We start from the raw sequence: 22,948 nt of genomic DNA on the forward strand, positions 1-22,948 counted from the left end.
CTGGCACGACGGTACGCCCGCGAGGCGTTACAGAACGTGCACGCGGGACGTCGCAACAATGCTTCCCATCGCTGCAACGCAGCTGCCCCTATGCTGGTTCGCGTACATCCACATCCTGTCTGTCCACGCTGCACATCCGGCAGCGCCCTCCCCCAAGGTATTGCACATGACTTCTTCCAGTGACGGCCCGTTGTTCACCCCCACCCGCCTCGGCGCGATCGCGGTGGCCAACCGCATCGCGATGGCACCGCTGACCCGCAATCGTGCCATCGAAGGCCGAGTACCCAATCCGCTCGCCGTCCAGTACTACGCCCAGCGCGCCAGCGCCGGCCTGCTGATCGCCGAGGCTACGCAGATCAGCCCGCTCGGCCAGGGCTATCTGGACACGCCCGGGATCTACAACCAGGCCCAGATCGACGCGTGGAAGAAGGTCACCGATGCGGTGCACGAGACTGGCGGCAAGATCGTGCTGCAGCTGTGGCACGTGGGCCGCATTTCGCACACCAGCCTGCTGCCCGAAGGCCAGGTGCCGGTGGCGCCGAGCGCGCTGCAGGCCAAGGCGAAGACCTTCACCGCCAAGGGCTTTGAAGATGTCTCGGTGCCGCGCGCACTGGACCTGGCGGAGATCCCGGCGTTGATCCAGGACTACCGCCAGGCCGCACGCAACGCCATCACCGCCGGTTTCGATGGCGTGGAAGTGCATGCGGCCAACGGCTACCTGATCGACCAGTTCCTGCGCGACGGCAGCAACCATCGCACCGACGCCTACGGCGGCAGCATCGAGAACCGCACCCGCCTGCTCGATGACGTCGTGCGTGCGATCGCCTCGGAAATCGGCGCCGAGCGCACCGGCGTGCGCCTGTCCCCGGTGACCCCGGCCAACGACGCCCACGATTCGGACCCGCAGCCGCTGTTCGAGCGCGCCGTCGAGCGCCTGGACGCGATCGGCCCGCTGGCCTTCATCCACGTCATCGAAGGGGCCACCGGCGGCCCACGCGACAACATCGCGTTCGACTACGCGGCGCTGCGCGCAAAGTTCAAGGGCGCGTGGATCGCCAACAATGGCTACACCAAGGACACCGCCGAAGCCGCCATCGCCTCCGGCTATGCCGACGTGATCGCCTTCGGACGCCCCTTCATCGCCAACCCCGACCTGGTCGAACGCCTGCGCCTCGGCGTAGCCCTGTCCGAGCTGGACCCGGACACGCTGTACGGCGGTGGGTCGCACGGCTACACCGATTACCCGAGCGTCTCAGGCGCATGACACGGCCCCAGACCCCGTAGAGCCGACCGTTGGTCGGCTGCGCCCCATAAAGCCAACCGTCGGCCGGCCGTACCCCGTAGAGCCGACCGTCGGTCGGCTGCGCCCGTAAAGCCAACCGTCGGTCAGCTGTACCCGTAGAGCCGACCGTTGGTCGGCTGCGCCCGTAAAGCCAACCGTCAGTCAGCTGCACCCCGTAGAGCCGACCGTTGGTCGGCTGCGCCTATACCCGTAGAGCCAACCGTCAGTCGGCTCTGCGCACTCAATACACCGGCAGCGAAATGAAACTCGCCTGCTGCGGCGCGTGCCACACCTGCTGCGTCGCCTTCTGGTAATCGCCCGGCTTGGCCAGGTAGATGTTCGGCACGAAGGTCTGCGGATTGCGGTCGTACAGCGGGAACAGGCTGGACTGCACCTGCACCATCACCCGATGGCCCGGCTGGAACACATGGTTGGCCGTCGGCAGGCCGAATCGGTAATCCAGCACCTGGTTGCTCGCAATCGCCTTCGGATCGCTGAAGCTCTCCCGATAGCGCCCCCGGAAGATCGCCATCGACACCGCCAGTTCGTAGCCGCCCATCTCCGGCGTCGACGGCGTCTGGTCGGGATACACGTCGATCAGCTTCACCACCCAGTCGGCATCGGTACCGGTCGTGGAGGCCTGCAGGTTCACCTGCGGCGCGCCACCGATGCGCAGCGGCTCGGTCAGTGGTTCGCTCACGAAGGTCAGCACGTCCGTGCGCCCATCCACGAAACGCTGGTCCTTGACCAGCCAACTGGTCCACATGTCACGATCGGCGAAGCGCACCGGCCGCGGCACGAACGGTACCGGCTTGGCCGGGTCGGCCACGTACGCCTCGTAGGTGGCCTCGCCTGGCTGCGGTGCCTCGAACGACAGCTTGCCGCCGGCGCGCAGGTACAGCGGCTTGCTCCGTGCGGCGGTGCGCGGCCACTGCTGCAGCGTGTCCCAGTGGTTTTCACCGGTGTTGTAGATCAGCACCGGCGGCGTATCGGCCTTGGCCGCGCCATCCACCAGGTATTGGTCGAAGAACGGCTTGAGCACGTCGCGACGGAACTGCAGCGCGGTATCGCCCTCGAACTTCAGCGCGCCCAGGTTGCTGCCGTCGTAGTTCACCTGGCTGTGCCGCCATGGGCCCATCACCAGGTAATTGAGCGTGTTGCTGCTGTCGCGTGGTTCCATCGCTGCATAGCTGTGCACCGCGCCCCACATGTCTTCCTGGTCCCACAGGCCCTGCAACCACATGGTCGGTACCTTCAGCGGCGTCTTGGCCATCTGCGCATCCAGCGCCTGTTCCTGCCAGAACGAGTCGTACGCCGGGTGTTCCACCAGTTTGTGCCACCACGGCAACTGATCCAGCCCGTTGGCCTTGGCGTAGTCCCCGGCCGACCCGGCACGCAGGAAAGTGGTGTAGTCGTCGTAGCCCACGCTGGGAATCGACGGACCCTTGCCGCGCTTGGCCAGCTGCCCGGTGAAATAGCCGAAGTTGACCTGGCGGAACGCACCGTAGTTGAGCCAGTCGTCGCCCATCCAGCCGTCGATCATCGGGCTCTGCGGCGCGGCCACCTTCAACGCCGGGTGCGGGTTGGTCAGCGCCATCACCACGGTGAAGCCTTCATACGATGAGCCCAGCATGCCCACCTTGCCGTTGCTCTCCGGCACGTGCTTGACCAGCCAGTCGATGGTGTCCCAGGCGTCGGTGGCATGGTCCACCTTGGTGCCGTTGAGCGGGCCGCGCAGCGGCCGGGTCATCACGTAATCGCCCTCGGAGCCGTATTTGCCGCGGATGTCCTGGAACACCCGGATGTAGCCGCCGTCGACAAACACCTCATCACCCTGCGGCAGGATGTCGCGCATGTTGGGTGAGTCGATGCGCTTGGCGCGGTTGGCCGCGTCGTAGGGCGTGCGGGTCAGCAGGATCGGGGCGTTCCTGGCGCCCTTGGGCACCACGATCACCGTGTAGAGCCTGGTGCCGTCGCGCATCGGCACCATCACCACGCGCTTGTCGTAGTTGTCGTTGGCCGTGGGCGTCACGAAGCCCTTGGCCGGGATGTCCGGGGTCATCGGCGAGGTCTGCGCCGACACACTGGCGGCAACCATGAGACTCAACAACACGACAGGCACGACACGGACACGCATGGGCTCTCTCCCGGCAGGTGGTGACGACGAACCTTGGCAGCCTAGCGCCGGGCGCGCCGCCCGGGTAGGTGCCAAAGGTCGCCGTTAGGCGCATTCAGCCGCCAACCGACGTTTCCTGCAAAGCCGTCCATTGCAGTTCCCCCCCGGGGCCGATGACCAGCACCGCCAATGCCTCGCGCCGCGTCGATAGCCCCGCGGCGTCGGTCTGGTCTTCGCGGTAGCGCACCGCACAGGCGTCGCCCGGCAACGCGATCGCCGCCAGCTCGGCCACCTCGATGCGAAGGCCTGGCCGGCCGCCATGCGCGCTGGCGAAGAAGCGCGCCAATACCGGCTTGTCCAGGCGCATCCCGCCGATGCCGACCATGCTGAAGTCATCGCTGAAGCGCGCCAGCAATGGTTCCAGATCACGGGCCGGCACGCGCGCGTTGAACCAGTCTTCGATCATCACGTGCAGCAGGCGCACCTCGTCGAAGGCGGCGTGGGAGAGAGCATGCATTGCAGGGGTCATGGTGTGGCTCGCAGGGAAAGGGTCGCTGCCGGTATCCGCCACAGCAGCGGCAGGGGCAGCAGGGTCATGCCGCTGGCCAGCAGCAGCGTGAGGGCAAATGCGTGTCCGGGCAGCACGGCGGTCAATGCACCCAGCACGCACGCCAGCAATGCGGCGGCCAGGCAGAAACTGAGCTGGCGATTGAGATTCCACAGCGCGCTGCCCGGCATCAGTTCTTCATGCGCCAGGCCCTGGAACGCCAGCGTCTGCGCGGTGCTGCTGCACAGGCTGCCGCCCAGCCCCATCAGCACGAACGCCAGCACCGCCAGCAGCGGTTGCGACGGCTGCACCGCCAGCAGCAGCGCGATGCCGATGGCCTGGCAGGCCATGCCCGCGCTGAGCAGCACGCGCGGTCCGATCCGCGGCAGCGCGCTGCGGGTGGTGGCGATGGCACATGCCGAGGCCAGCGCCCATGGCAGCATGAAGCCGCCGATGCTGGCCGGGTTGTAACCGAGCCGGCTGAGCAGCAGGGTGGCCACCAGCTGGGTGCCGATGAAGGTGCCGGGCACCAACAGGTAGATCAGCATCGCCAGCCGCAACGAGGGATGCCGCAGCAGCGTCCACTGCAGCACCGGCTCTGCGGTGTGCCTGGCCGTGCGTGCATAGACGATCAGAATGCCTGCGGCCGCGGCCAGCATCGCAACGCCCAGCGCACGTTGCGGCGCCTCGGCGATCAGGCTCAGGGCCACCAGCAGCAGGCTCAGGCCCAGCGAGCCCAGCACCAGCCCGCGCCGGTCCAGGCGCGGCAATGCCAAGGGCGGTTCGGACCGGATCCACAGCGCCGCCAGCACCAGCGCCAACACCGCCAGCGGAACGCTGGCCCACAGCACCCAGCGCCACGATCCCAGCCCGACCAGCCACCCGCCCAGTGCAGGCGACAACGCCGGCACCAGCAGCGCGACCGCCATGATCCGTGCGGTCAGCCGGCCGCGCTCGGTCGGCGGGCAATGCCGATAGGCCAGCGCCTGCCCGACCGGTATCAACAGCCCGCCGCCCAACCCCTGGAGGAAGCGCCAGCCGATCAGCGCCTCGATGCTCGGCGCACTGCCGGCCAGGACCGCCGCCAGCGCGAACACACCCAGCGACAGGCACAGCAGCGCCCGCTCGCCCAGCCGCGCGGCCAACCAGCCGCCCAGGGGAATCACCAGCGTCAGCCCGAGCATGTAGGCGTTGCCGATCCATGCCAACTGCGGCACCGAGGCGTGCAGCTCGGCCGCGAGCGCCGGATAGGCGACGTTGCCGATGAACATGTTGACCAGGTCCAGCGAGAACCCGAGCAGGTACAGCCCCTCCACTTTGGTCCGGTAAGTCATGGCGCGCTCCGTTGGTGAGGACGCAGCATGCGCGCCGGCACGCGCTGGATAAACCGAACATCCAATGCAAGACTGTCAAGTCATTTTTGACATTCAAAGGCGGGGCAATGGTCAGCCTGGACCGCTTCGAGACGTTCAAGGCGGTGGTCGACGCCGGCAGCCTCACCGCCGCCGCACAGCGGCTGGGCCAGAGCAAGGCAGTGGTGAGCTTCAATCTGAAGCGGCTGGAACAGGAACTGGGTGTCACCCTGCTGGTGCGCAACACCCGCAGCCTGGCCTTGACCGAGGCCGGCGAGCGTTTCCACCAGCATTGCGTGGCCATGCTGGCCACCGCCGCGCAGGCCATCGAGGACGCGCGCAGCGAGCAGTTGCAGCTGCGCGGCACGCTGCGCCTGACCACCACGCCCGAATATGCCAGCGCCAGGCTGGTGACCCTGCTGGAAACATTCCGCGCCCAGCACCCGCAGTTGCGCCTGCACCTGTCGACCTCGCCGACACATGCCGACCTGATTCCCGAGCGCTTCGATCTGGCGATCCGGTTGGGGCGCATGGCCGACTCGGAGCTGCGCGCCACCCTGCTCGATGAGCATGCCTTGTGCGCGGTGGCTGCGCCGTCCCTGTTGTCTGCATTGCCCGACGAGGCCGCCCGCGACGACCCGGACTGGATCCGCACGCTGCCACGGCTGGGTTATCCGCGCCTGGCCGACCTGCCCCTGATCGCGCCCGACGGCAGCGACCAGCTGTTTGCCAGCAACCCCGCCGATGCGGTGGTCACCGTGGACAATGCGTCCACGCTGCGCGCCTTCGCACTGGCCGGGGCCGGGGCGACGGTATTGCCGCAGTGGTTGATCGCCGATGACCTCGCCGCCGGCCGGCTGCTGCCGATCCTGCGTGGGCATCGCTTCCCGCGCCAGGGCGTCTACGCGGTGTTTCCCAACACCGCCCATCCCTCGCGCCGGGTGCAACTGCTGCTGGCGCACCTGCGCCAGCAGCTTCCGGGCTGAATCAACAGCGGGCACGACCCGGAATCGTGCCCTGCCCGGTACTCCAGGACCGGTACCGACCGTGGGTCGTCCGCCCCATGGGTACCGACCATGGGCCGGTACCCATCCTGCTCAGCGCACCACGCCGCCGCTCAGCACGATCGGCGTGCTCTGCAGCGGCTCGCCGGCCGCGCGCGAGAGCTGCAGTTCGTAACGGCCCTCGGCGATCTTCCACTGCTTGTCGGCAGTGTCGAAGCTGGCCAGCGTCTTCGGCTCGGCCTCGATGCGGATCCGGCGCGATTCGCCCGGCTGCAGCATCACCTTCTGGAAGCCCACCAGGCGGATCGGCGTGGCGCTGCCATCGGGCAGCTTCAGGTACAGCTGCGCCACGTCCGCACCGGCCACCTTGCCGGTATTGCGGATGTCCACCGTGGCGACCAGGCGCTGGCCCTGCGACACCGCGCTGAGGTTGTCGTAGCTGAACTGCGTGTACGACAGGCCGTGGCCGAACGCGAACTGCGGGGCCAGGCCCTTGGCGGCGAACCACTTGTAGCCGACGTTGGCGCCTTCGATGGTGTAGTCGATGGTGTCGTCCGGCTTGTGCTTGGGATTGAAGCCCAGGCCGTTCACTTCCGGGCGCGGCAGCTGGCTGGCATCCACCGGCCAGGTCACCGGCAGGCGACCGGACGGATTGACCTTGCCGGTGAGCAGCGCGGCGATGCCTTCGCCACCGCGGATGCCCGGGTACCACGCCTGCAGCACCGCCGGTACCTGCTGCAGCCACGGCAGCTCGACCGGGCCGTTGGTTTCCAGCACCACCACCGTCTTCGGATTGGCCTTGGCCACCCCGGCGATCAGCGCGTCCTGGTTGTCGGGCAGCTTCATGTGCGGCAGGTCGACCGACTCGGCCGACCACTGCGTGGCGAACACGATGGCCACATCGGCCGCGGCCGCCGCGCGCGCCGCAGCGGCGACATCACGACCATCCACGTAGTCGATGCGCGCGTCGGGACGCTCGGCGCGCAGCGCCTCCAGCGGCGAGGACGGGTGGAAGATCACCGGGCCCGGCCAGGTGGTCGGCAGCACGCCCGGCACCGCGTTGGTGCCCTTGGCGGTCCAGCCCACCATCGACGAACCACCGCCACCGATCACGCCCTTGTCGGCATGCCCGCCGATGACCACGATGCGCTTGACCTCTGCACCCAGCGGCAGCACGTCGTTGGCATTGCGCAGCAGCACGCTGCCCTCTTCCACGGTGCGCTGGGCGGCGGCGAAGCCGGCAGCATCGTCGATCGGCTGGTGCTGCGGCGGCAGGTCGAAATTGCCGTTGGCGAACATCGCGCGCAGGATCCGGCGGACCATGTCATCCAGGCGCGCGCGCGGCACCACGCCACCGTTGACGGCCAGGCGCAGCGGTTCATCGAAGAACACCGCCTTGTCGAACACCTCGCCGGCCGACTGCTGGTCCAGGCCGGCCAGCGCCGCCTTGGAACCGCTGTGCACGCCGCCCCAATCGGACATCACGAAACCGGGGAACTTCCATTCCTGCTTGAGCACCTGGTTCATCAGGTAATCGTGTTCGCAGCCGTAGGTGCCGTTGATGCGGTTGTAGGAGCACATCACCGAGCCGGGCTTGCCGATGTCCAGCGCGATCTCGAAGGCCAGCAGGTCCGATTCACGCATGGCCTGCTCGCCGATCTCGGCACTGTGGAAATTGCGCGAGGTTTCCATGTCGTTGAGCGCGAAGTGCTTCATCGTCGAAATGACGTGCTGGCTCTGCACGCCACGGATCGACTCGCCCACCAGGCGACCGGCCAGCAGGGGATCTTCGCCGGCGTATTCGAAGTTGCGGCCATTGCGCGGGTCGCGCTGCAGGTTGACGCTGCCGGCCAGCAGGATGTTGAAGCGCTGCTGCCAGGCCTCGCGGCCCATGGTGGCGCCACCGGCGAAGGCCACTTCCGGGTTCCAGCTCGAGGCGGTGGACGGGCCCGACGGCATCGCCGTGGCGTGGTCGCCCTTGCGGATGCCGCCCGGGTTGGTCACGCCCACGCCGGCATCGGCCGACTGCTGCGACGGGATGCCCAGGCGCGCCACGCCCGGCACGAAACCGGCCGAACCGACCGCGCCTTCCGGCAACGGCCCGCCATCCTTGCCCAGCCCGAAGTAGCTGTGCAGCATCTGGAATTTCTCATCGTCGGTCATCTTCGCCACGATCAGGCGGGCGCGTGCATCGGCGTTGAGCGCGGTATCCATCCACGGCGTATCGCCACCGACCGGGGCGGCGTAACCGAGGGTCACCAGGGTGCCCTTGAGCGCGGTCTTGCCGGCATCCAGGCGCAGCTTGACCGCGGTGCTGGAGGAGGACTGGAACCCCTGGGAATAGGTGGCATCGCCACTGGCCTGGAAGCCGGCGGCCTGGGCGCTGGCCGCATCGGCCCCGAGCAGCACGGCCGGGGCGCCCACGCGCGAGGCGTCGACCAGTGCCTTCAGGCCGCTGCTGTCCTCGGCGCTGCGGGTGTACAGCGCCACCACGTGGCGGCCGTCGTTCAAACGCAGGTAATCCAGGCCCGGTGCTTCGACGCCCGAGGTCGCTTCCACCGGCAGGCGCGCGATCACGATGCTGCCGCGACGTTCGGCCGAGGCCGGATCGGCGCTGATGAAACGATAGGTGTAGCCCAGCTGGTCGGCCAGCGCCTCGAGCGGATCCGGCACGTGGCTGGTGTCGGCGGTATCGGCGGGGCGGTGCACGTTGCCGACGGTCAACGCATCCACGTTGAGTGCCTGCAGCTGGTCGGCCACCTGCTGGATATCCAGGTGCGCGGGCGCCTGGTCCAGGCGGAGCACGGTGAAGGCATCGCCGCTGTCGGCAACCTTGGGCGAGGACGCCCAGGCCGAAGCGGTGAGCGAGAGCGTGATGGCGGCCGTCAGGGCCAGTGGCTTTGAAATCGTTTTCATGAGCGGGCGAAACACCTTTGCTTGCGCAAAAAATCCAGGGAGTCGTGCCGCAGAAGGGTGCAGCGCCAAGATGGCGGATCCCGACCTTTGCAGGCCGGTATCGGGTACCAGCGGGCCGGCACGGCTACGACCAGGCCCCTCCGCCCGTCGATACAGCCATGCTGTCCGGTGGGCGTCGCAGGCGACACCCATCCGGTGAAGAGTCGTCCACCCTGTTCATGCCTGTCAACAGCGCGTTCAGATTCGCAGGCGCATGCGGCCGCCGCCGATTACCCTGCGGCGGGCTTCACCACCTGGGTGGCCGCCGCCTCCAGCACCTGCCCATCGGCGTCGCGCGGCAGCAGCGGGGCCAGTCCCCGGCCATCGGCGATCGTCAGCAGCTGCGAACGCGGTTCACCTTCGGCGAACAGGAAGCCCTCGCCCCATTGCCGCAGCGCCACCACCAGCGGGAACAGCGCCCGGCCCTGCGCCGTCAGTACATAGTCGTGATACCGGCTGCCATCGGCGGCCGCCTGCTGCGCCAGCACGCCGGAATCCTGCAGGGCCTGCAGGCGCTGGCTGAGCATGCTGCGCGACATGCCCAGGCTGCGTTGGAAATCGCTGAAACGGCACACGCCGTCAAAGGCGTCGCGCACGATCAGCAACGACCAGCGGTCGCCCACCACGTCCAACGCACGCGCCACCGGGCAGGTCAGGTTCGGATCGTCATGCATGGCGGGCCCTCCAGAAGTGGTTTCATTTTAGAACCATGTGCGCCAGAATCAACTGGTTCTATTTTGAGACCACCGTATGTCGCACGCCGCCTCCCTGCCCCGCACCGCCACGCCCCTGCTGCTGTTGTTCGCCTGCGCCGCCGGCCTCAGCGTGGCCAACGTCTACTACGCCCAACCGCTGCTGGATGCGCTGGCCGCCGACCTGCACATCGGCACCGCGCGGGTCGGCGCGGTGATCGCCGCCACCCAGCTCGGCTCGGTGCTGGCCCTGCTGTGGCTGGTGCCGCTGGGCGACCGCCGCGACCGGCGCCGCCTGATGGCGGTGCAGAACGCGGCGCTGGTGCTGGCCCTGTTCGGCGTCGCCTGCGCCGGCAACGCGCTGGCGCTGTTGCTGGGCATGCTCGCGCTGGGCCTGCTCGGCACCGCGATGACCCAGGGCCTGATCGCCTATGCGGCCGCCGCCGCCGATGCGCACGAGCGCGGCCGCGTGGTCGGTGCCGCCCAGGCCGGGGTGGTGATCGGGTTGCTGCTGGCGCGGGTGGTGGCCGGTGGCGTTGCCGACCTGGCCGGCTGGCGCGCGGTCTACCTGCTGTCGGCCGCGCTGATGGTGATCAGCGGCGTGCTGCTGTGGGTGCGCCTGCCACGCTTGCCGATACCGGCCGCAACGCCGCGGCTGTCCCTGCCCGCGCTGCTGCGCCAGCACCCGGTGCTGCGCCGGCGCGGCGTGCTCGGCATGTTGATGTTCGTTGCGTTCGGGCTGTTCTGGAGCAGCATGGCGCTGCCCCTGAGCGCCCCACCCCAGGCGCTCAGCCACACCGCGATCGGCGCGTTCGCGCTGGTCGGTCTGCTTGGCGCGCTGGCCGCCTCACGCAGCGGGCATTGGAGCGACCAAGGCCATGCCGAACGCGTGACCGGCGCGGCGTTGCTGCTGTTGCTGCTGAGCTGGGCGCCGCTGGCGGGGCTGTCGCTGCACCTGGGCTGGCTGGTGCTGGGCGTGCTGCTGCTCGATCTGGCCGTGCAGGCCCTGCACGTCACCAACCAGAGCCTGATCCTGGCCGCCGCGCCGCACGCGCAGGCACAGGTGATCGCCGCCTACATGCTGTTCTATGCCGCCGGCAGCGGGTTGGGGGCGGTGCTGGGCAGCGCGGTGTATGCCGCGCACGGTTGGCCTGGCGTGTGCGGCGTGGGCGCCGGGGTATCGGCTGCCGCGCTGGGTCTCTGGCTGTCGATGCGCCGCCCGGATCCTGCCCGGTAGCGTCTGCGTTCCGGGCGATGGCTTCTGTCAGCCATGCAGGCGTGGCGCCACCGGAGGTGGCAGATGAAGCATTCATCACCCCGACCGGGTTCAAAACACGGCTATCGAATGCGTTAGCATTTTTACTAATTGCGGGTAGGATTGTCGGTCTCAGCCCCTGACACGCGCCCTGCCGATACTCGCCGCCATGCCCCGGTTTCCCGCCCGCTTCCGCCTGTGCCAGCCCCCTCGGGAGGTGCGCTGATGGGCGCGGTGGTGGCCCTGGACCAGCTGCTGGAAACCCGCCAGGTCTGGCGCGGCAGCCCGCGCACGGCGCTGCCGGCCACTGCCCTGCACCCCACCGGGCATCCGGCACTGGACGCGCGCCTGCCGGGCGGCGGCTGGCCGCCGTCGGCCCTGTCCGAAGTACTGCTGGCCGCCCCCGGGCAAGGCGAGCTGGCCCTGGTCTGGCCCACCCTGGCGCGGTTGAGCCAGCAGCAACAGACCGTGGTCCTGATCGCCCCGCCCTACCTGCCGCATGCGCCTGGCTGGGCCGGCGCCGGGGTGACGCTGGGCCAGGTCCAGGTGGTGCAGGCCAGTCCGCGCGATGCGCTGTGGGCGGCCGAGCAATGCCTGCGCTCCGCCGCCTGTGCGGCCGTGCTGTGCTGGCCGCAGCAGGCCGACGACCGTGCCCTGCGCCGGCTGCAGGTGGCCGCCGAAACCGGCCAGTGCCTGGGCTTTGCCTTCCGCGACCTGCGCCAGGCCCGCAACAGTTCGCCGGCGCCGCTGCGCCTGCAACTGCAAAACGGCCAGGTGCGCGTGCTCAAGTGCCGCGGCGGCATGGCCCCTGCGCAGCCCTTGCCGCTGTCGCTGGCGCATTGAGCGGCCGCCGTGCACTGGGCCTGCCTGTTGTTGCCACAGTTGGCGCTGGATGCGGCGCTGCGCCAGCAGCCCGATCCATCGGTGCCGCTGGTGCTGCTCAACGGCCCGGCGCAGCGCCGCGTGCTGCATGCGGTGAGTCCGTCGGCCCGTCGGTTGGGGTTGCGTCGCGGCATGCTGCTCTCGGCGGCGCAGGTGCTCACCCGCGACATGCTCACCGTCGAACATGACCCGCGCGCCGAGCAGGCCACCCGTCAGCTGCTGGCCAGTTGGCTGTACGGCATCAGTTCGCAGGTCAGCCTGGCCTTTCCGCACGCGCTGGCGCTGGAGATCGGTGCCAGCCGCGCCTTGTTCGGCGACTGGCCGGCGATCGAGAAACGCCTGTGCGATGGCTTGAAGGACCTCGGCTTCCGCCATCGCCTGGTCGCCGCACCAAATCCGCATGCGGCCTGGGTATTGACCCGCGTACATGCGCGGCTGGGGGTGGAGGCCGGCCAGCTCGAGGCCACCCTGGCGCAGTTGCCGATCGAGCACAGCGGCCTGCCGGCCGAGGCGGTCACGGTATTGGCGCGCTCGGGCCTGCGCACGCTGGGCGCGGCCTTCCAGTTGCCGCGCGAGAGCCTGGCCCGGCGCTTCCCGCCGCAGGTGCTGGCCCACCTGGATGCGCTGCGCGGGATCAGCACGCCGCCGTTGCGTTATTTCCAGCCACCGGACCGCTTCGATGCGCGCATCGAGTTCGATTACGAAATCGAGTCCACCCAGGCCCTGCTGTTCCCGCTGCGCCGCCTGACCGGCGATCTGGCCGCGTTCCTGTGCTCGCGCGATGGCGGCGTGCAGCGTTTCGATCTGTGGTTCGAACACGACCAGCACCCGGACACCTGCCTGAGCATCGGCCTGCTCGCCCCCGAGCGCGATGCGGCGATGCTGTTCGAGCTGGCCCGCAACCGCGTGGACCACCTGCAGCTGCCGGCCGGCAGCCGTGGTCTGCGCCTGCAGGCCGAGCACCTGCCGCCGTTCGTCCCCGCCGCGCGCGACCTGTTCGACCCACGCCCACAGCAGGCGATGCCGTGGGAGCAGGTGCGCGAACGCCTGCGCGCGCGGCTGGGCGATGAGGCCGTGCAGGGCCTGGGACTGCGTGCCGAGCACCGCCCGGAACGGGCCAGCGGCGATGCGCACGGCGCGCCCAAGGGCCCACCGCCGCCGCTGCCGCTCCGCCCGGGCTGGCTGCTGCCGCGCCCGCAGCCGCTGCTCGATCCGCACCTGCGCATCCTGTCCGGCCCCGAGCGGATCGAATCGGGGTGGTGGGACGAAGGCGATATCCGCCGCGACTATTACGTCGTGCAGACCGCACAGGGCCAACGTGGCTGGGCCTATACCAGCGCCGATGGGCGCGGGGGGCCGTGGATGCTGCACGGCTGGTTCGCATGAGCGCCGCCCTGCCCGGCTACGCCGAACTGCACTGCCTGTCGGCCTTCAGCTTCCAGCGCGGCGCATCGATCGCCGAGGAACTGTTCGCGCGTGCCAAGGGCCAGGGCTACCGCGCACTGGCGATCACCGACGAATGCTCGCTGGCCGGCATCGTGCGCGCCTGGCAGGCGGCGAAGAAGCACGACCTGGCCTTGATCACCGGCGCCGAATTCCAGCTGGACGACGGCCCCAGGCTGGTCCTGCTGTGCACCGACCTGGCCGCCTATGCCGGCCTGTGCCAGTTGATCACCACCTGCCGCCGACGCGCGCCCAAGGGCGAATACCGCTGCCTGCGCGAGGACTTCGATGCCCTGCCGGCCAGCCTGCTGTGCCTGTGGCTGGACCGCACCCCCGGCGCGGAAGATGCGGCCTGGCTGCAGGCGCGTTTCGCCGGGCGGCTGTGGCTGGCGGTGGAACTGCACCGCGAGGCCGACGATGCGCAACGCCTGGACGCGTTGCAACGCTTCGGCACGGCACATGCCATCCCGCTGGTGGCCAGTGGCGATGTCCACATGCATGTGCGCCGCCGCCGCGCCCTGCAGGACACCCTCACCGCGATACGCCACCACTGCACCATCGCCGATGCCGGCTGGCGCCTGTTTCCCAACGGCGAACGCCACCTGCGCACCCGCCAGGCGCTGGCCGCGCTGTACCCGCCGGCCTTGCTGGCCGAGACCCTGCGCATCGCCGACCGCTGCCACTTCGATCTCAAGCAACTGCAGTACACCTACCCGCGCGAACTGATCCCGGCCGGGCACGACCCGGCCAGCTGGCTGCGCACGCTGGTCGAGGAAGGCATGCAATGGCGCTGGAAAAGCGGTGCCACGCCCAAACAACGCAGGCAGATCGAACACGAACTCGACCTGATCCACACCAAGCAGTACGAGTCCTACTTCCTGACCGTGCACGATATCGTGCGCTTCGCGCGCAGCCAGCAGATCCTCTGCCAGGGCCGCGGCTCGGCCGCCAATTCGTCGGTGTGCTACGTGCTGGGCGTGACCGAGATCGACCCCAGCGAGATGGAGCTGCTGTTCGAGCGCTTCATCTCCGAAGAGCGCGACGAGCCACCGGACATCGACATCGATTTCGAACACGAGCGCCGCGAGGAAGTGCTGCAGTACGTGTTCAACCGCTACGGCCGCGAGCGCGCCGCACTCACCGCCGTGGCCATCAGCTACCGCGGCCGCAGCGCGGTGCGCGACGTGGCCCGCGTGCTCGGCCTGCCACCGGACCAGGTCAACGAACTGGCCGCCTGCCTGGACCGCTGGAGCAGCCACGAGCCGTTGCCCGAGGCATTGCGCGAGCGCGGCTTCGACCCGGACACGCCGCTGATGCGGCGGGTGGTGGCATTGACCAGCGAGCTGGTCGATTTCCCGCGCCACCTGTCCCAGCACCCGGGCGGTTTCGTGATTTCCGAACACCCCCTGTCCACACTGGTGCCGGTGGAGAACGCGGCCATGGCCGACCGCACCGTGATCCAGTGGGACAAGGACGACCTGGACGCCACCGGGCTGATGAAGGTCGACTGCCTGGCGCTGGGCATGCTCACCGCGGTGCGCAAGTGCCTGGCCATGCTGCACGCGCATGGCGCGCCGAAGATGGGCATGGCCGATATCCCCTCCGGCGATGAGCCCACCTACGACATGATCTGCCGCGCCGACACCCTGGGCGTGTTCCAGATCGAGTCGCGCGCGCAGATGGCCATGCTGCCGCGCATGCAGCCGCGCTGCTTCTACGACCTGGTCATCGAGGTGGCGATCGTGCGCCCCGGCCCGATCCAGGGCGACATGGTCCATCCGTACCTGAACCGCCGCAAGAAGCTCAAGGAAGAAGGCATCGAGGAAATCGACTACCCGCCCGCGCTGGAGAAGGTCTTCAAGCGCACCCTCGGTGTACCGCTGTTCCAGGAACAGGTGATGCAGCTGGCGGTGGCCGCCGCCGGCTTCACTGCCGGCGAGGCCGATGCGCTGCGCCGCTCGATGGCGGCGTGGAAACGCCACGGTGGCTTGGAGCCGCACCGCGCCAAGCTGCTCGCTGGCATGGCCGCCAACAACTACAGCCGCGAATACGGCGAGCGCCTGTTCGAGCAGATCAAGGGCTTCGGCAGTTACGGTTTCCCGGAAAGCCACGCGGCCAGCTTCGCGCTGATCACCTATGTCAGCTGCTGGCTCAAGTGCCACCACCCGTCCGCATTCGCCGCCAGCCTGATCAACAGCCAGCCGCTGGGCTTTTACACGCCGGACCAGATCCTGCAGGACGCGCGCCGCCACGGCGTGCCGGTGCTGCCAGTGGATGTGCGCCACAGCGACTGGGACTGCACGCTGCTGCCGCCCACCACGCCGGGCCGCCCGTTCGGCATCCGCCTGGGCCTTCGCCTGATCGACGGCTTCAGCGAAGACGTCGCCATCGCGCTGGTGCAGGCACGCGCACGGCTGCCGTTCGAGAGCGTGGCCGATCTCAGCCAACGCGCGCGGCTGGATCGCCGTCACCAGGGCCTGCTTGCCGATGCCGGTGCATTGAAGGGGCTGAGCGGGCATCGCCATCGCGCGCGCTGGGAAGTGTCCGGCGTGGAAAAACCGCTGCCGCTGTTCGACACCGCGCGCGCCACCGTCGAAGCCAGCGTGCCGCTGCCGCTGCCCAGCGCCTTCGAGGACATGCAGGCCGACTACAACAGCACCGGCACCACGCTGGGCCGGCACATGGTGTCCTTCATCCGCCCGCAGCTGCGCCAGCGGCGCTGCCAGCGCTCGGACGAGCTGGCCGCGCTGCCGCACGGGCGCAGCGTGCGTTTCGCCGGGCTGGTGCGCATGCGCCAGCGCCCGCAGACCGCCAGCGGGGTCACCTTCCTCACCCTGGAAGACGAATGCGGCATGGTCAACGCCGTGGTCTGGCGCAAGATCGCCGACCGCCAGCATCGCGTGCTGGTCGAAGCGCGGATGATGCAGATCGATGGCCGGCTCGAACGCGTGGACGGCGTGCAGCACCTGATCGTGCGCCAGATGCACAACATCGATGCCCTGATCGACGGCGTGCGCACGCGCAGCCGCGACTTCCACTGACCGCAGCGCGCCTTACCACATCCCCTCGCGCACTGCGCTGTGCAGCGCGCTGCACGACCCGCGCGACGGCCCTCAACGCGTGATCTACTTCACGATAGATGTAAATACAGAGTTTCCCGACTGGCGTCGCAATTGCCCCTTCCGCTATTGTCGCTGCCTTCCAAGGATCTGGAGCCGCTCGTGTCCCGCGCACTCACCCTCACCACGCTGATCGTCTCCAGCCTCGCCTTGGTCGTCTCCGGCTGGACCGCCCTGCGCCTGCACCAGAGCCAGGCCGAGGACCGGGTGATCACCGCGCGTGGCCTGGTCATCCAAGACGGCAACGGTCAGGCCCGGGTGATCCTGGGGGCGCCGGTGCCCGATCCACTCAGCAAAGGCGTGTCGCAGGGGCCGCGCGCCTCGCCGTTGTCCGGCCTGATCCTGCTCGGCGCCGATGGCTCCGAACGCGGCGGCTACGGCACCGCCGATGTCGGCGATGAAGCCATGCTCACCCTGGACGATGCCAGCGGCACCACCGAAGTCTTCAAGGTCACCGCCAACCCGGATCGCGGCGCCACCCTGGTGATCAAGCACCAGAACAGCACCGGCGCCATGCTCACCTCATGGCAGGGCAAGCCGGAGCTGATCTTCGTCGGCGACAACGGCCAATCGCACTACGTGCGCCCGAGCACGCCCAGCGCGCCCTGACGCTCCAGCGCATGGCGCAGGTCCACGGCAAACCGCCGCGCATCGGCCGCGCCCAGCATCGCCGTGGTGATGCGCAGGCCGTGCACGCCCGGTTGCACGGCGAACACCTCGCCGCCGCGCAGCTGCCAGCCCCGTTGTGCCAGCGCCAGCACCAGCGGCTGGCTGTCGGCCGATAATGGCAGCCACAGGTTCAGGCCATCCATCACCGCAGGCGTGGCAATGCCCTGCTCGGCCAGCGCCTGCTGCAGCGTCCGACAGCGCTGGGCGTAGTCGCGCCCGGCCTTGGCCACCCGCGCCATCACCCGCGCCGAACCCAGCGCCGCCGCAGCTGCATCCTGCAGCAGATGGCTGACCCAACCAGTGCCGGGGGCCATGCGCAGACGCAACCGCGCGGCGGTGTCGGCATCGCAGCCCAGCACCGCCAACCGCAGGTCCGGCCCCAGTGCCTTGGATAGCGAACGCACCAGCGCCCAGCGCCGCGTGCCCGCGCCGATCACCGCGTGATACGGCTGCTGCGACAACAATGCGAAATGATCGTCGACCACCACCAGCACCTCCGGATGCCGCGCCAGCACCTGCCGCAGTTCCCGCGCGCGGCGGCTGCCGAGGCTGGCACCGGTCGGGTTGTGTGCACGCGGGGTCAGCAGCACCGCGCGCGCACCGCCCTCCAATACCTGCGCCAGCGATGCCGGCAGCATGCCCTGTGCATCGATCGCCACCGCCGCGGTGGCATGGCCGGCCGCGCGCAGTGTGTTGAGGCTGCCGAGGAAGCACGGATTCTCCACCGCCACCCGGTCCCCCGGCAGCAGCCAGCCGCCCAGCACCCGCTCGATCGCATCGACCGCGCCGTGGCTGAGTTCCACGGCATAGCCGGGCGGGCAGTCCGGGTCAAGCTGCACGCGCGCCAGCCGCTCCAGCAGCGGGTCGATGGTGGGCGCGCCATACAAGCGTGGCGCACGTGCCGGCAACAACGCACGCAGATCCGGCAACCATTGCGGATCGGGATTGCCGCTGGACAGATCGTGCAGGGCCGAACCGGCCGCGCTGCCCTCCTGCGCCCCGGGTGTGGGCGGCGCGATCACCACGGTGCCGCGGCGGCCCTGGGTCTGCGCCAATCCGGCCGCATCCAGGCGCTTGTAGGCGACCGCCACGGTGTTGCGGTTGATATCCAGTCGCTGCGCCAGTTCGCGTACCGGCGGCAGCAGTTGGCCCGGCGCGAGTGCCCCGCTGAGGATCTGTGCGCGGATGCTGTCGAACACCGCACTGGCGGTCTGGCCGGTGATTTTCATTTTGTCCTATGCCAATATATGAATCGTCCCGGGACAGTGTTGCATGCGCGAGGCCGCCGTGCAGCTGTCCCCGTTTCCGGAGTTCCGCATGACCATCGCACGCCCCGACTGGCCGCAGGCCACCACTGTCGACGAGATCGCCCACAACCTGCACGCCGTGCGCCAACGCATCGCCCGCGCCTGCGAACGCGCCGGCCGCGACCCGGCCAGCGTGCGCCTGTTGCCGGTCAGCAAGACCGTCGATGAAGCGCGCCTGCGGCTGGCCTGGCAGGCCGGCTGCCAGGAACTGGGCGAAAACAAGGTGCAGGAAGCGCAGGCCAAGGCCGAGGCCATGGCCGACCTGCCCATCCGCTGGTCGGTGATCGGCCACCTGCAGACCAACAAGGCCCGCGAGGTGGCGCGTTTTGCCAGCGAGTTCCAGGCGCTGGACAGCCTGCGCGTGGCCGAGGCACTGGACCGCCGCCTGGAGCTGGAGCAGCGCGACCTGGAGGTGTTCGTGCAGGTCAACACCTCCGGTGAAGCCAGCAAGTACGGGCTGGATCCGATCGCAGTGGCCGACTTCCTGCAGCAACTGCCCGCCTTCACCCGGCTGCGCGTGCGCGGGCTGATGACCCTGGCCCTGTTCTCGCCGGACCCGAGCCTGGTCCGCCCCTGCTTCGCGCGTCTGCGCGACCTGCGCGACCGGCTGCGCCCGACCTTGCCGGAGGGGGTCACCCTGGACGAACTGTCGATGGGCATGTCCGGCGATTTCGACCTGGCCATCGAGGAAGGGGCTACCGTGGTCCGCGTCGGCCAGGCCATCTTCGGCGCGCGTGCCACCCCGGACAGCTTCTACTGGCCCACGCCGGCACCGGAGGCAACGCCATGACCACGCCAACGCTCCGCCACGCCGTGGCCGTCCAGCATGTCGCCTTCGAGGACACCGGCGTGCTCGCCGCGCTGCTGGCCGCACGCGGCTGGCGGCTGAGCACGCTGCAGGCTGGCATCGACCCGCTCGATGACGCCGAACATGCCGACCTGCTGATCGTCCTGGGCGGGCCGATCAGCGCCAACGACACCCGCACTTACCCGCACCTGCCCCCGTTGCAGACGCTGCTGCAGCGTCGTCTGCAGGCACAGCACCCTACCCTGGGCATCTGCCTTGGCGCGCAGTTGATCGCGCGTGCGCTGGGCGCATCGGTGGTGCCCATGGGAGCCAAGGAAATCGGCTTTGCCCCGCTGTCACTGACCGACGCCGGCCTGGCCTCGCCGCTGCGCGCCCTGGTCGGCATCCCGGTGCTGCATTGGCATGGCGAAACCTTCGACCTGCCCGCCGGCGCGCAACGCCTGGCCGCCACACCCGCCTGCGCGCAGCAGGGCTTCGCCATCGGCCACCACCTGCTGGCCCTGCAATGCCACCCCGAAGTGGATGCCAGCCGGATCGAAACCTGGCTCATCGGCCATGCCGACGAACTGCACAACGCCGGCATCGACCCCCGCCAACTGCGCGAGCAGGCCGCACGCTACGCCGCACCGCTCGCTGCGGCTGCACGCGACCTGTTCGGCGCGTGGCTGGATGCATTGCCGGCGCCGGCGGTGACCGAAGTGGTGACCGCATGAGCAGCCATCGCCTGATCGTGCACCAGCACGGTGCGCTGCTCGGCCGCTTCGACAGCGACGGTCCGCAGGCGCGCCACCACCTGCACACGCTCGCCGCGCAACTGCCCGAAGCACAGGGATTCCAGTTGCAGTGGCAACAGGCCGTGGGCGAACAGCGGCTATTGAGCAGCGGGCCACAGGGATTGCGCGTGTTGAGCAGCGAGGTCGTTTACCAGGACATGCCCGCACCTCTGGATTGATCCCACGCCTCCGGCGTGCCGCCAATGCAGCGTCCCCCCTCCAGCCAGCCAGGCGCCAGCCGTCGTGGCTGGCGCACCACGGCCTGCCGCCCGTTCGCGATCTTCATCGGACAGGCAACACGGCGCCGCAAGGCGCTTACGCCATCAGCGGCATCGCGCCAGCCACGCATGGCGTGGCTGCAGATTCCAACGAATTACGGGGCCGATCCACTGGCGGGCAACAATCGCGGCTGCTGCTCGTACCACTCGCGCGCGCCGGCCAGGTGCCACTTGCGCTGCTGGCCCTTCAGCTCGATCCCGGCGCCCAATACGCCCCAGCGCAAGTACAGATCCCCCCGCCGCTGCGCATGCGCAAGATCGAGACGGGCGCGCAACGACAGCCGCTCGTTCTCGGCCTGGAGATCCTCCACGCGCAGCTCGCCACTGCGCCAGCGCAGCTGACCGCTGGCCTGCACCTCGCCCGAGTCCAGCAGGCCCAGCACCCAGCGCGGATAGGCGCTGCGTTCGGCGAACACGCCCAGCAACGGCCCGGCATCGCGCAGGCGCAGATCGGCCTGCGCATCCACCTGGAACGGCGCGGCCGCATCGATATGGCCCTTGCGCACTGCCACCGTCCCCCACCAGTTGTCTTCACCGCCGGCATCGCCGACGCGGATGTTGCGCAGATCGACCGTCGTACCGCCCAGGTCGAACTGCTTGGCGTCGAAATCGGCCCGCTGCACGAGCGCCTTCAGCTGTGCATCCCCGCGCATGGCGATGCCGGCCACCTGCAGCTGCGCACCACGGCCGCGCAGATCGGCCCGGCCCGTGCCGACACGACCGGACGAATCCATTTCCACATCGCCACTGAGCAGGCCGGTGCCCCCGAGCAGGCGCACGTTGTCGTTGCCCAGGTAGCGGTTGTAGGCGGTCAGGTCCGGCACCCGCGCATCGTTGAAGCGCAGGTGCGCGCGCACGCCGTCACGCAACTGCTGCAGGCGGGCGTCGCCGCGCAGGGTCAGCGCCATCGCGCGCCCATCGAACAGCAACGCCTTGGGCGCGTCCGTGGGCGCGGCGCGGAACTGCGGAATCTTCACGTCCAGCTGTGCCTGGGCCGGTGCGCCGGCCACGATGCGGCCATGCGCGTTGGCATCGCCGCGCAGGCGGACGCCCGCTACCTCCGCCACCGCGGCCACCTGCGGGATATCCAGCGTGCTGCCCGGCGCGAGCTGGCCGTCGGCGATCTTCAGGTCGCCTTCGAGCAACCCGCCACCGTCGAGGTGGAACCAGGGCTTGCGCACGAACAGATCGGCGATCCAGTTCAACGACTCGAACTTCCACGCGCCCTGCACCTGCCCGGACAACCGCGGCAGCAGCTCGGCCGGCGCCCGGAACGGAATCTTCGTTCCGGTCACGCGCAGGTCGGCGTGCAGTTCACTGCCGGTTTCCGGATCGCGCGGCAGGCGCGCCTGCACCCGCATGTCCTGCGCCACATCCAGCTGCAGGGACAGCAGGCCACGATCATCGGCATCGACGCCGGCATGCACCGGCACCCGCCACACCACGCGGCTGCCCGGTTGCAACGCGCCCTGGTCCAGCACCACGTCGGCGTTGAGGCGCGCGTTCGACGGCGTGCTGCCCACCTTGACATGCGGGCCGCCGGTATCGATTTCCAACGCCTGGCTGCGCGCGTCGATCTGCAGCTGGGCCCAGCTGATCTCGAACTTGCGCAGCCCCGGCGCCTGGTCACGATAGTGACGCGGGAAGTGGAAGCGTGCACCCAGATGGGCCTCGTCCAGCACCTTCACCCCGTCGAAACTGACCGTGGCCTGCTCGAAGCCGGCGGTGGAATCGAACAGTTCCGAAGGCCCGCCCTTGAGCTGTTTGAGGAAGCCGACGTTGCCATGCCCCTGCCCCACGATCAGCAGCTTGCCGAACTGGCCGCTGCGGATCGAGTCGCTATGGATGGCATCAAAGCGCAGCGTCCAGCCACGATCGCCACGCGGCGGAGGCGGGATCGCCTTGTCCACCCGCTGGATGTCCGCTTCCACGCCCGTGGCATCGATGCGCGGGATCCGCACCTCGCGACGGAACAGCGCCACCAGGTCGATCCAGGCGCTGGCGCGGTCGGCACGGAAGACGTACACGGTGCGGTTGGCCTGGCCGCGCATGCGGATGTTCCACACGACCGCCTGCCCGGGCAGCAGGGTCAGCGCCGGGCCGGTCTGCATGCTGAACTTTTCAGGCTTGCGGTTGGTGACCGCGTCGAACAGCGGCGTATTGAGAAACACGTTGCCGGCGACCAGGTACAGCGCATACAGCGCCAGCAGCGAGAGCAACGCGACGCGCCATGGCCGGGGCCAGCGCTGGACGCGCTCGGGAATCAGGGGCATGGAAATAGGCGCGCGGCAGCAGAATGACCCCTGCACTATCCCCATCCGGCCGACGCAGTCGCGTGAAGGCCCGCCGCGTAACGGCGTAGGGCCACGCCATGCGTGGCTGGCCTTCCCCGCGGCGTCATGACTGTTGCCAGCCATGCCAGGCATGGCTCCACCGCCAGTACACCACCTCACGGTTGAAGCCGGC

Annotated in this window: 17 protein-coding genes; 10 read left to right on the forward strand and 7 right to left on the reverse strand. The window is 69.2% G+C overall.

Annotated features, from left to right (window positions below; translation table 11 throughout):
* Window positions 1–166: 166 nt before the first annotated feature.
* The gene (locus tag M2421_RS02025) at window positions 167–1,264 is read left to right on the forward strand and encodes an alkene reductase (RefSeq protein ID WP_259202904.1); all 1,098 of its coding nucleotides are present in this window, start codon (window positions 167–169) and stop codon (window positions 1,262–1,264) included.
* A gap of 259 nt (window positions 1,265–1,523) precedes the next feature.
* Here the strand turns inward: M2421_RS02025 and M2421_RS02030 are convergent, their stop codons facing one another.
* From M2421_RS02030 to M2421_RS02040, 3 genes are all read right to left on the reverse strand, one after another.
* Window positions 1,524–3,419, reverse strand: coding sequence for a CocE/NonD family hydrolase (locus tag M2421_RS02030; protein WP_259202906.1), 1,896 nt, complete (start codon window positions 3,417–3,419; stop codon window positions 1,524–1,526).
* 94 nt (window positions 3,420–3,513) lie between these two features.
* On the reverse strand, window positions 3,514–3,915 hold the full coding sequence (locus M2421_RS02035; RefSeq protein WP_259202908.1) for a DUF4440 domain-containing protein: 402 nt from the start codon (window positions 3,913–3,915) through the stop codon (window positions 3,514–3,516).
* An 8-nt stretch (window positions 3,916–3,923) separates the two neighbouring features.
* The gene (locus tag M2421_RS02040; RefSeq protein WP_259202909.1) at window positions 3,924–5,279 is read right to left on the reverse strand and encodes an MFS transporter; all 1,356 of its coding nucleotides are present in this window, start codon (window positions 5,277–5,279) and stop codon (window positions 3,924–3,926) included.
* A gap of 107 nt (window positions 5,280–5,386) precedes the next feature.
* Between M2421_RS02040 and M2421_RS02045 the strand changes: the two genes are divergently transcribed.
* Entirely contained in the window at window positions 5,387–6,283 is an 897-nt protein-coding gene (locus M2421_RS02045) for a LysR family transcriptional regulator (RefSeq protein WP_259202910.1), read from the forward strand.
* Window positions 6,284–6,394: 111 nt separating this feature from the next.
* On the opposite strand, the gene M2421_RS02050 is transcribed toward M2421_RS02045, so the two are convergent.
* Window positions 6,395–9,217 carry a glycoside hydrolase family 3 C-terminal domain-containing protein gene (locus tag M2421_RS02050; protein WP_259202911.1) on the reverse strand — a complete coding sequence of 941 codons (2,823 nt, stop codon included), beginning with the start codon at window positions 9,215–9,217 and terminating at the stop codon, window positions 6,395–6,397.
* A 269-nt stretch (window positions 9,218–9,486) separates the two neighbouring features.
* Window positions 9,487–9,930 (reverse strand): helix-turn-helix domain-containing protein, encoded by a 444-nt coding sequence (locus tag M2421_RS02055; RefSeq protein WP_259202912.1) that lies wholly within the window; start codon window positions 9,928–9,930, stop codon window positions 9,487–9,489.
* A gap of 76 nt (window positions 9,931–10,006) precedes the next feature.
* Here M2421_RS02055 and M2421_RS02060 point away from each other — a divergent pair, with 76 nt between their 5' ends.
* The 5 genes from M2421_RS02060 to M2421_RS02080 all read left to right on the forward strand — a co-directional run bounded on the left by M2421_RS02060 (window position 10,007) and on the right by M2421_RS02080 (window position 17,256).
* On the forward strand, window positions 10,007–11,185 hold the full coding sequence (locus tag M2421_RS02060; RefSeq protein ID WP_259202913.1) for an MFS transporter: 1,179 nt from the start codon (window positions 10,007–10,009) through the stop codon (window positions 11,183–11,185).
* Window positions 11,186–11,428: 243 nt separating this feature from the next.
* Window positions 11,429–12,046, forward strand: a complete 618-nt coding sequence (gene imuA / locus M2421_RS02065; protein WP_259202914.1) for a translesion DNA synthesis-associated protein ImuA — start codon at window positions 11,429–11,431, stop codon at window positions 12,044–12,046.
* Between the two features lie 9 nt (window positions 12,047–12,055).
* A complete protein-coding gene (locus M2421_RS02070; RefSeq protein WP_259202915.1) occupies window positions 12,056–13,471 on the forward strand; it encodes a DNA polymerase Y family protein in 1,416 nt (471 codons plus the stop codon).
* Window positions 13,468–16,569, forward strand: coding sequence for an error-prone DNA polymerase (locus M2421_RS02075; protein ID WP_259202917.1), 3,102 nt, complete (start codon window positions 13,468–13,470; stop codon window positions 16,567–16,569). The genes M2421_RS02070 and M2421_RS02075 overlap by 4 nt, the downstream gene beginning before the upstream one ends.
* A 180-nt stretch (window positions 16,570–16,749) precedes the next feature.
* Window positions 16,750–17,256, forward strand: coding sequence for a hypothetical protein (locus tag M2421_RS02080; RefSeq protein ID WP_259202919.1), 507 nt, complete (start codon window positions 16,750–16,752; stop codon window positions 17,254–17,256).
* Here M2421_RS02080 and ptsJ read toward each other — a convergent pair.
* Window positions 17,223–18,545 (reverse strand): transcriptional regulator PtsJ, encoded by a 1,323-nt coding sequence (gene ptsJ, locus M2421_RS02085; RefSeq protein ID WP_259202921.1) that lies wholly within the window; start codon window positions 18,543–18,545, stop codon window positions 17,223–17,225. The genes M2421_RS02080 and ptsJ overlap by 34 nt on opposite strands.
* 88 nt (window positions 18,546–18,633) lie before the next feature.
* Between ptsJ and M2421_RS02090 the strand changes: the two genes are divergently transcribed.
* Genes M2421_RS02090 through M2421_RS02100 form a run of 3 tightly spaced genes read left to right on the forward strand, consistent with a single transcriptional unit; the run spans window position 18,634 to window position 20,383 of the window.
* Window positions 18,634–19,413, forward strand: a complete 780-nt coding sequence (locus tag M2421_RS02090; protein WP_259203533.1) for a YggS family pyridoxal phosphate-dependent enzyme — start codon at window positions 18,634–18,636, stop codon at window positions 19,411–19,413.
* Window positions 19,410–20,144 carry a glutamine amidotransferase gene (locus tag M2421_RS02095; RefSeq protein ID WP_259202923.1) on the forward strand — a complete coding sequence of 245 codons (735 nt, stop codon included), beginning with the start codon at window positions 19,410–19,412 and terminating at the stop codon, window positions 20,142–20,144. Before M2421_RS02090 ends, M2421_RS02095 begins: the two co-directional genes overlap by 4 nt.
* Window positions 20,141–20,383: a hypothetical protein gene (locus M2421_RS02100; protein WP_259202926.1), complete on the forward strand. Its 243-nt coding sequence runs from the start codon at window positions 20,141–20,143 to the stop codon at window positions 20,381–20,383. The genes M2421_RS02095 and M2421_RS02100 overlap by 4 nt, the downstream gene beginning before the upstream one ends.
* A 194-nt stretch (window positions 20,384–20,577) precedes the next feature.
* Here the strand turns inward: M2421_RS02100 and M2421_RS02105 are convergent, their stop codons facing one another.
* On the reverse strand, window positions 20,578–22,755 hold the full coding sequence (locus tag M2421_RS02105; RefSeq protein ID WP_259202929.1) for a hypothetical protein: 2,178 nt from the start codon (window positions 22,753–22,755) through the stop codon (window positions 20,578–20,580).
* Between the last annotated feature and the right edge of the window lie 193 nt (window positions 22,756–22,948).

The sequence above is a fragment of the Stenotrophomonas sp. BIGb0135 genome, assembly GCF_024810105.1.
GTDB classification, from domain to species: Bacteria; Pseudomonadota; Gammaproteobacteria; order Xanthomonadales; family Xanthomonadaceae; genus Stenotrophomonas; species Stenotrophomonas maltophilia_AB.

Coding starts and splice junctions, on each gene's coding strand:
- M2421_RS02075 (WP_259202917.1), top strand. CDS start 13,468: ATGAGCGCCGCCCTGCCCGGCTACGCCGAACTGCACTGCCTGTCGGCC.
- M2421_RS02035 (WP_259202908.1), bottom strand. CDS start 3,915: ATGCATGCTCTCTCCCACGCCGCCTTCGACGAGGTGCGCCTGCTGCAC.
- M2421_RS02025 (WP_259202904.1), top strand. CDS start 167: ATGACTTCTTCCAGTGACGGCCCGTTGTTCACCCCCACCCGCCTCGGC.
- M2421_RS02040 (WP_259202909.1), bottom strand. CDS start 5,279: ATGACTTACCGGACCAAAGTGGAGGGGCTGTACCTGCTCGGGTTCTCG.
- M2421_RS02055 (WP_259202912.1), bottom strand. CDS start 9,930: ATGCATGACGATCCGAACCTGACCTGCCCGGTGGCGCGTGCGTTGGAC.
- M2421_RS02045 (WP_259202910.1), top strand. CDS start 5,387: ATGGTCAGCCTGGACCGCTTCGAGACGTTCAAGGCGGTGGTCGACGCC.
- M2421_RS02060 (WP_259202913.1), top strand. CDS start 10,007: ATGTCGCACGCCGCCTCCCTGCCCCGCACCGCCACGCCCCTGCTGCTG.
- M2421_RS02030 (WP_259202906.1), bottom strand. CDS start 3,419: ATGCGTGTCCGTGTCGTGCCTGTCGTGTTGTTGAGTCTCATGGTTGCC.
- M2421_RS02100 (WP_259202926.1), top strand. CDS start 20,141: ATGAGCAGCCATCGCCTGATCGTGCACCAGCACGGTGCGCTGCTCGGC.
- ptsJ (WP_259202921.1), bottom strand. CDS start 18,545: ATGAAAATCACCGGCCAGACCGCCAGTGCGGTGTTCGACAGCATCCGC.
- M2421_RS02095 (WP_259202923.1), top strand. CDS start 19,410: ATGACCACGCCAACGCTCCGCCACGCCGTGGCCGTCCAGCATGTCGCC.
- imuA (WP_259202914.1), top strand. CDS start 11,429: ATGGGCGCGGTGGTGGCCCTGGACCAGCTGCTGGAAACCCGCCAGGTC.
- M2421_RS02090 (WP_259203533.1), top strand. CDS start 18,634: ATGACCATCGCACGCCCCGACTGGCCGCAGGCCACCACTGTCGACGAG.
- M2421_RS02050 (WP_259202911.1), bottom strand. CDS start 9,217: ATGAAAACGATTTCAAAGCCACTGGCCCTGACGGCCGCCATCACGCTC.
- M2421_RS02105 (WP_259202929.1), bottom strand. CDS start 22,755: ATGCCCCTGATTCCCGAGCGCGTCCAGCGCTGGCCCCGGCCATGGCGC.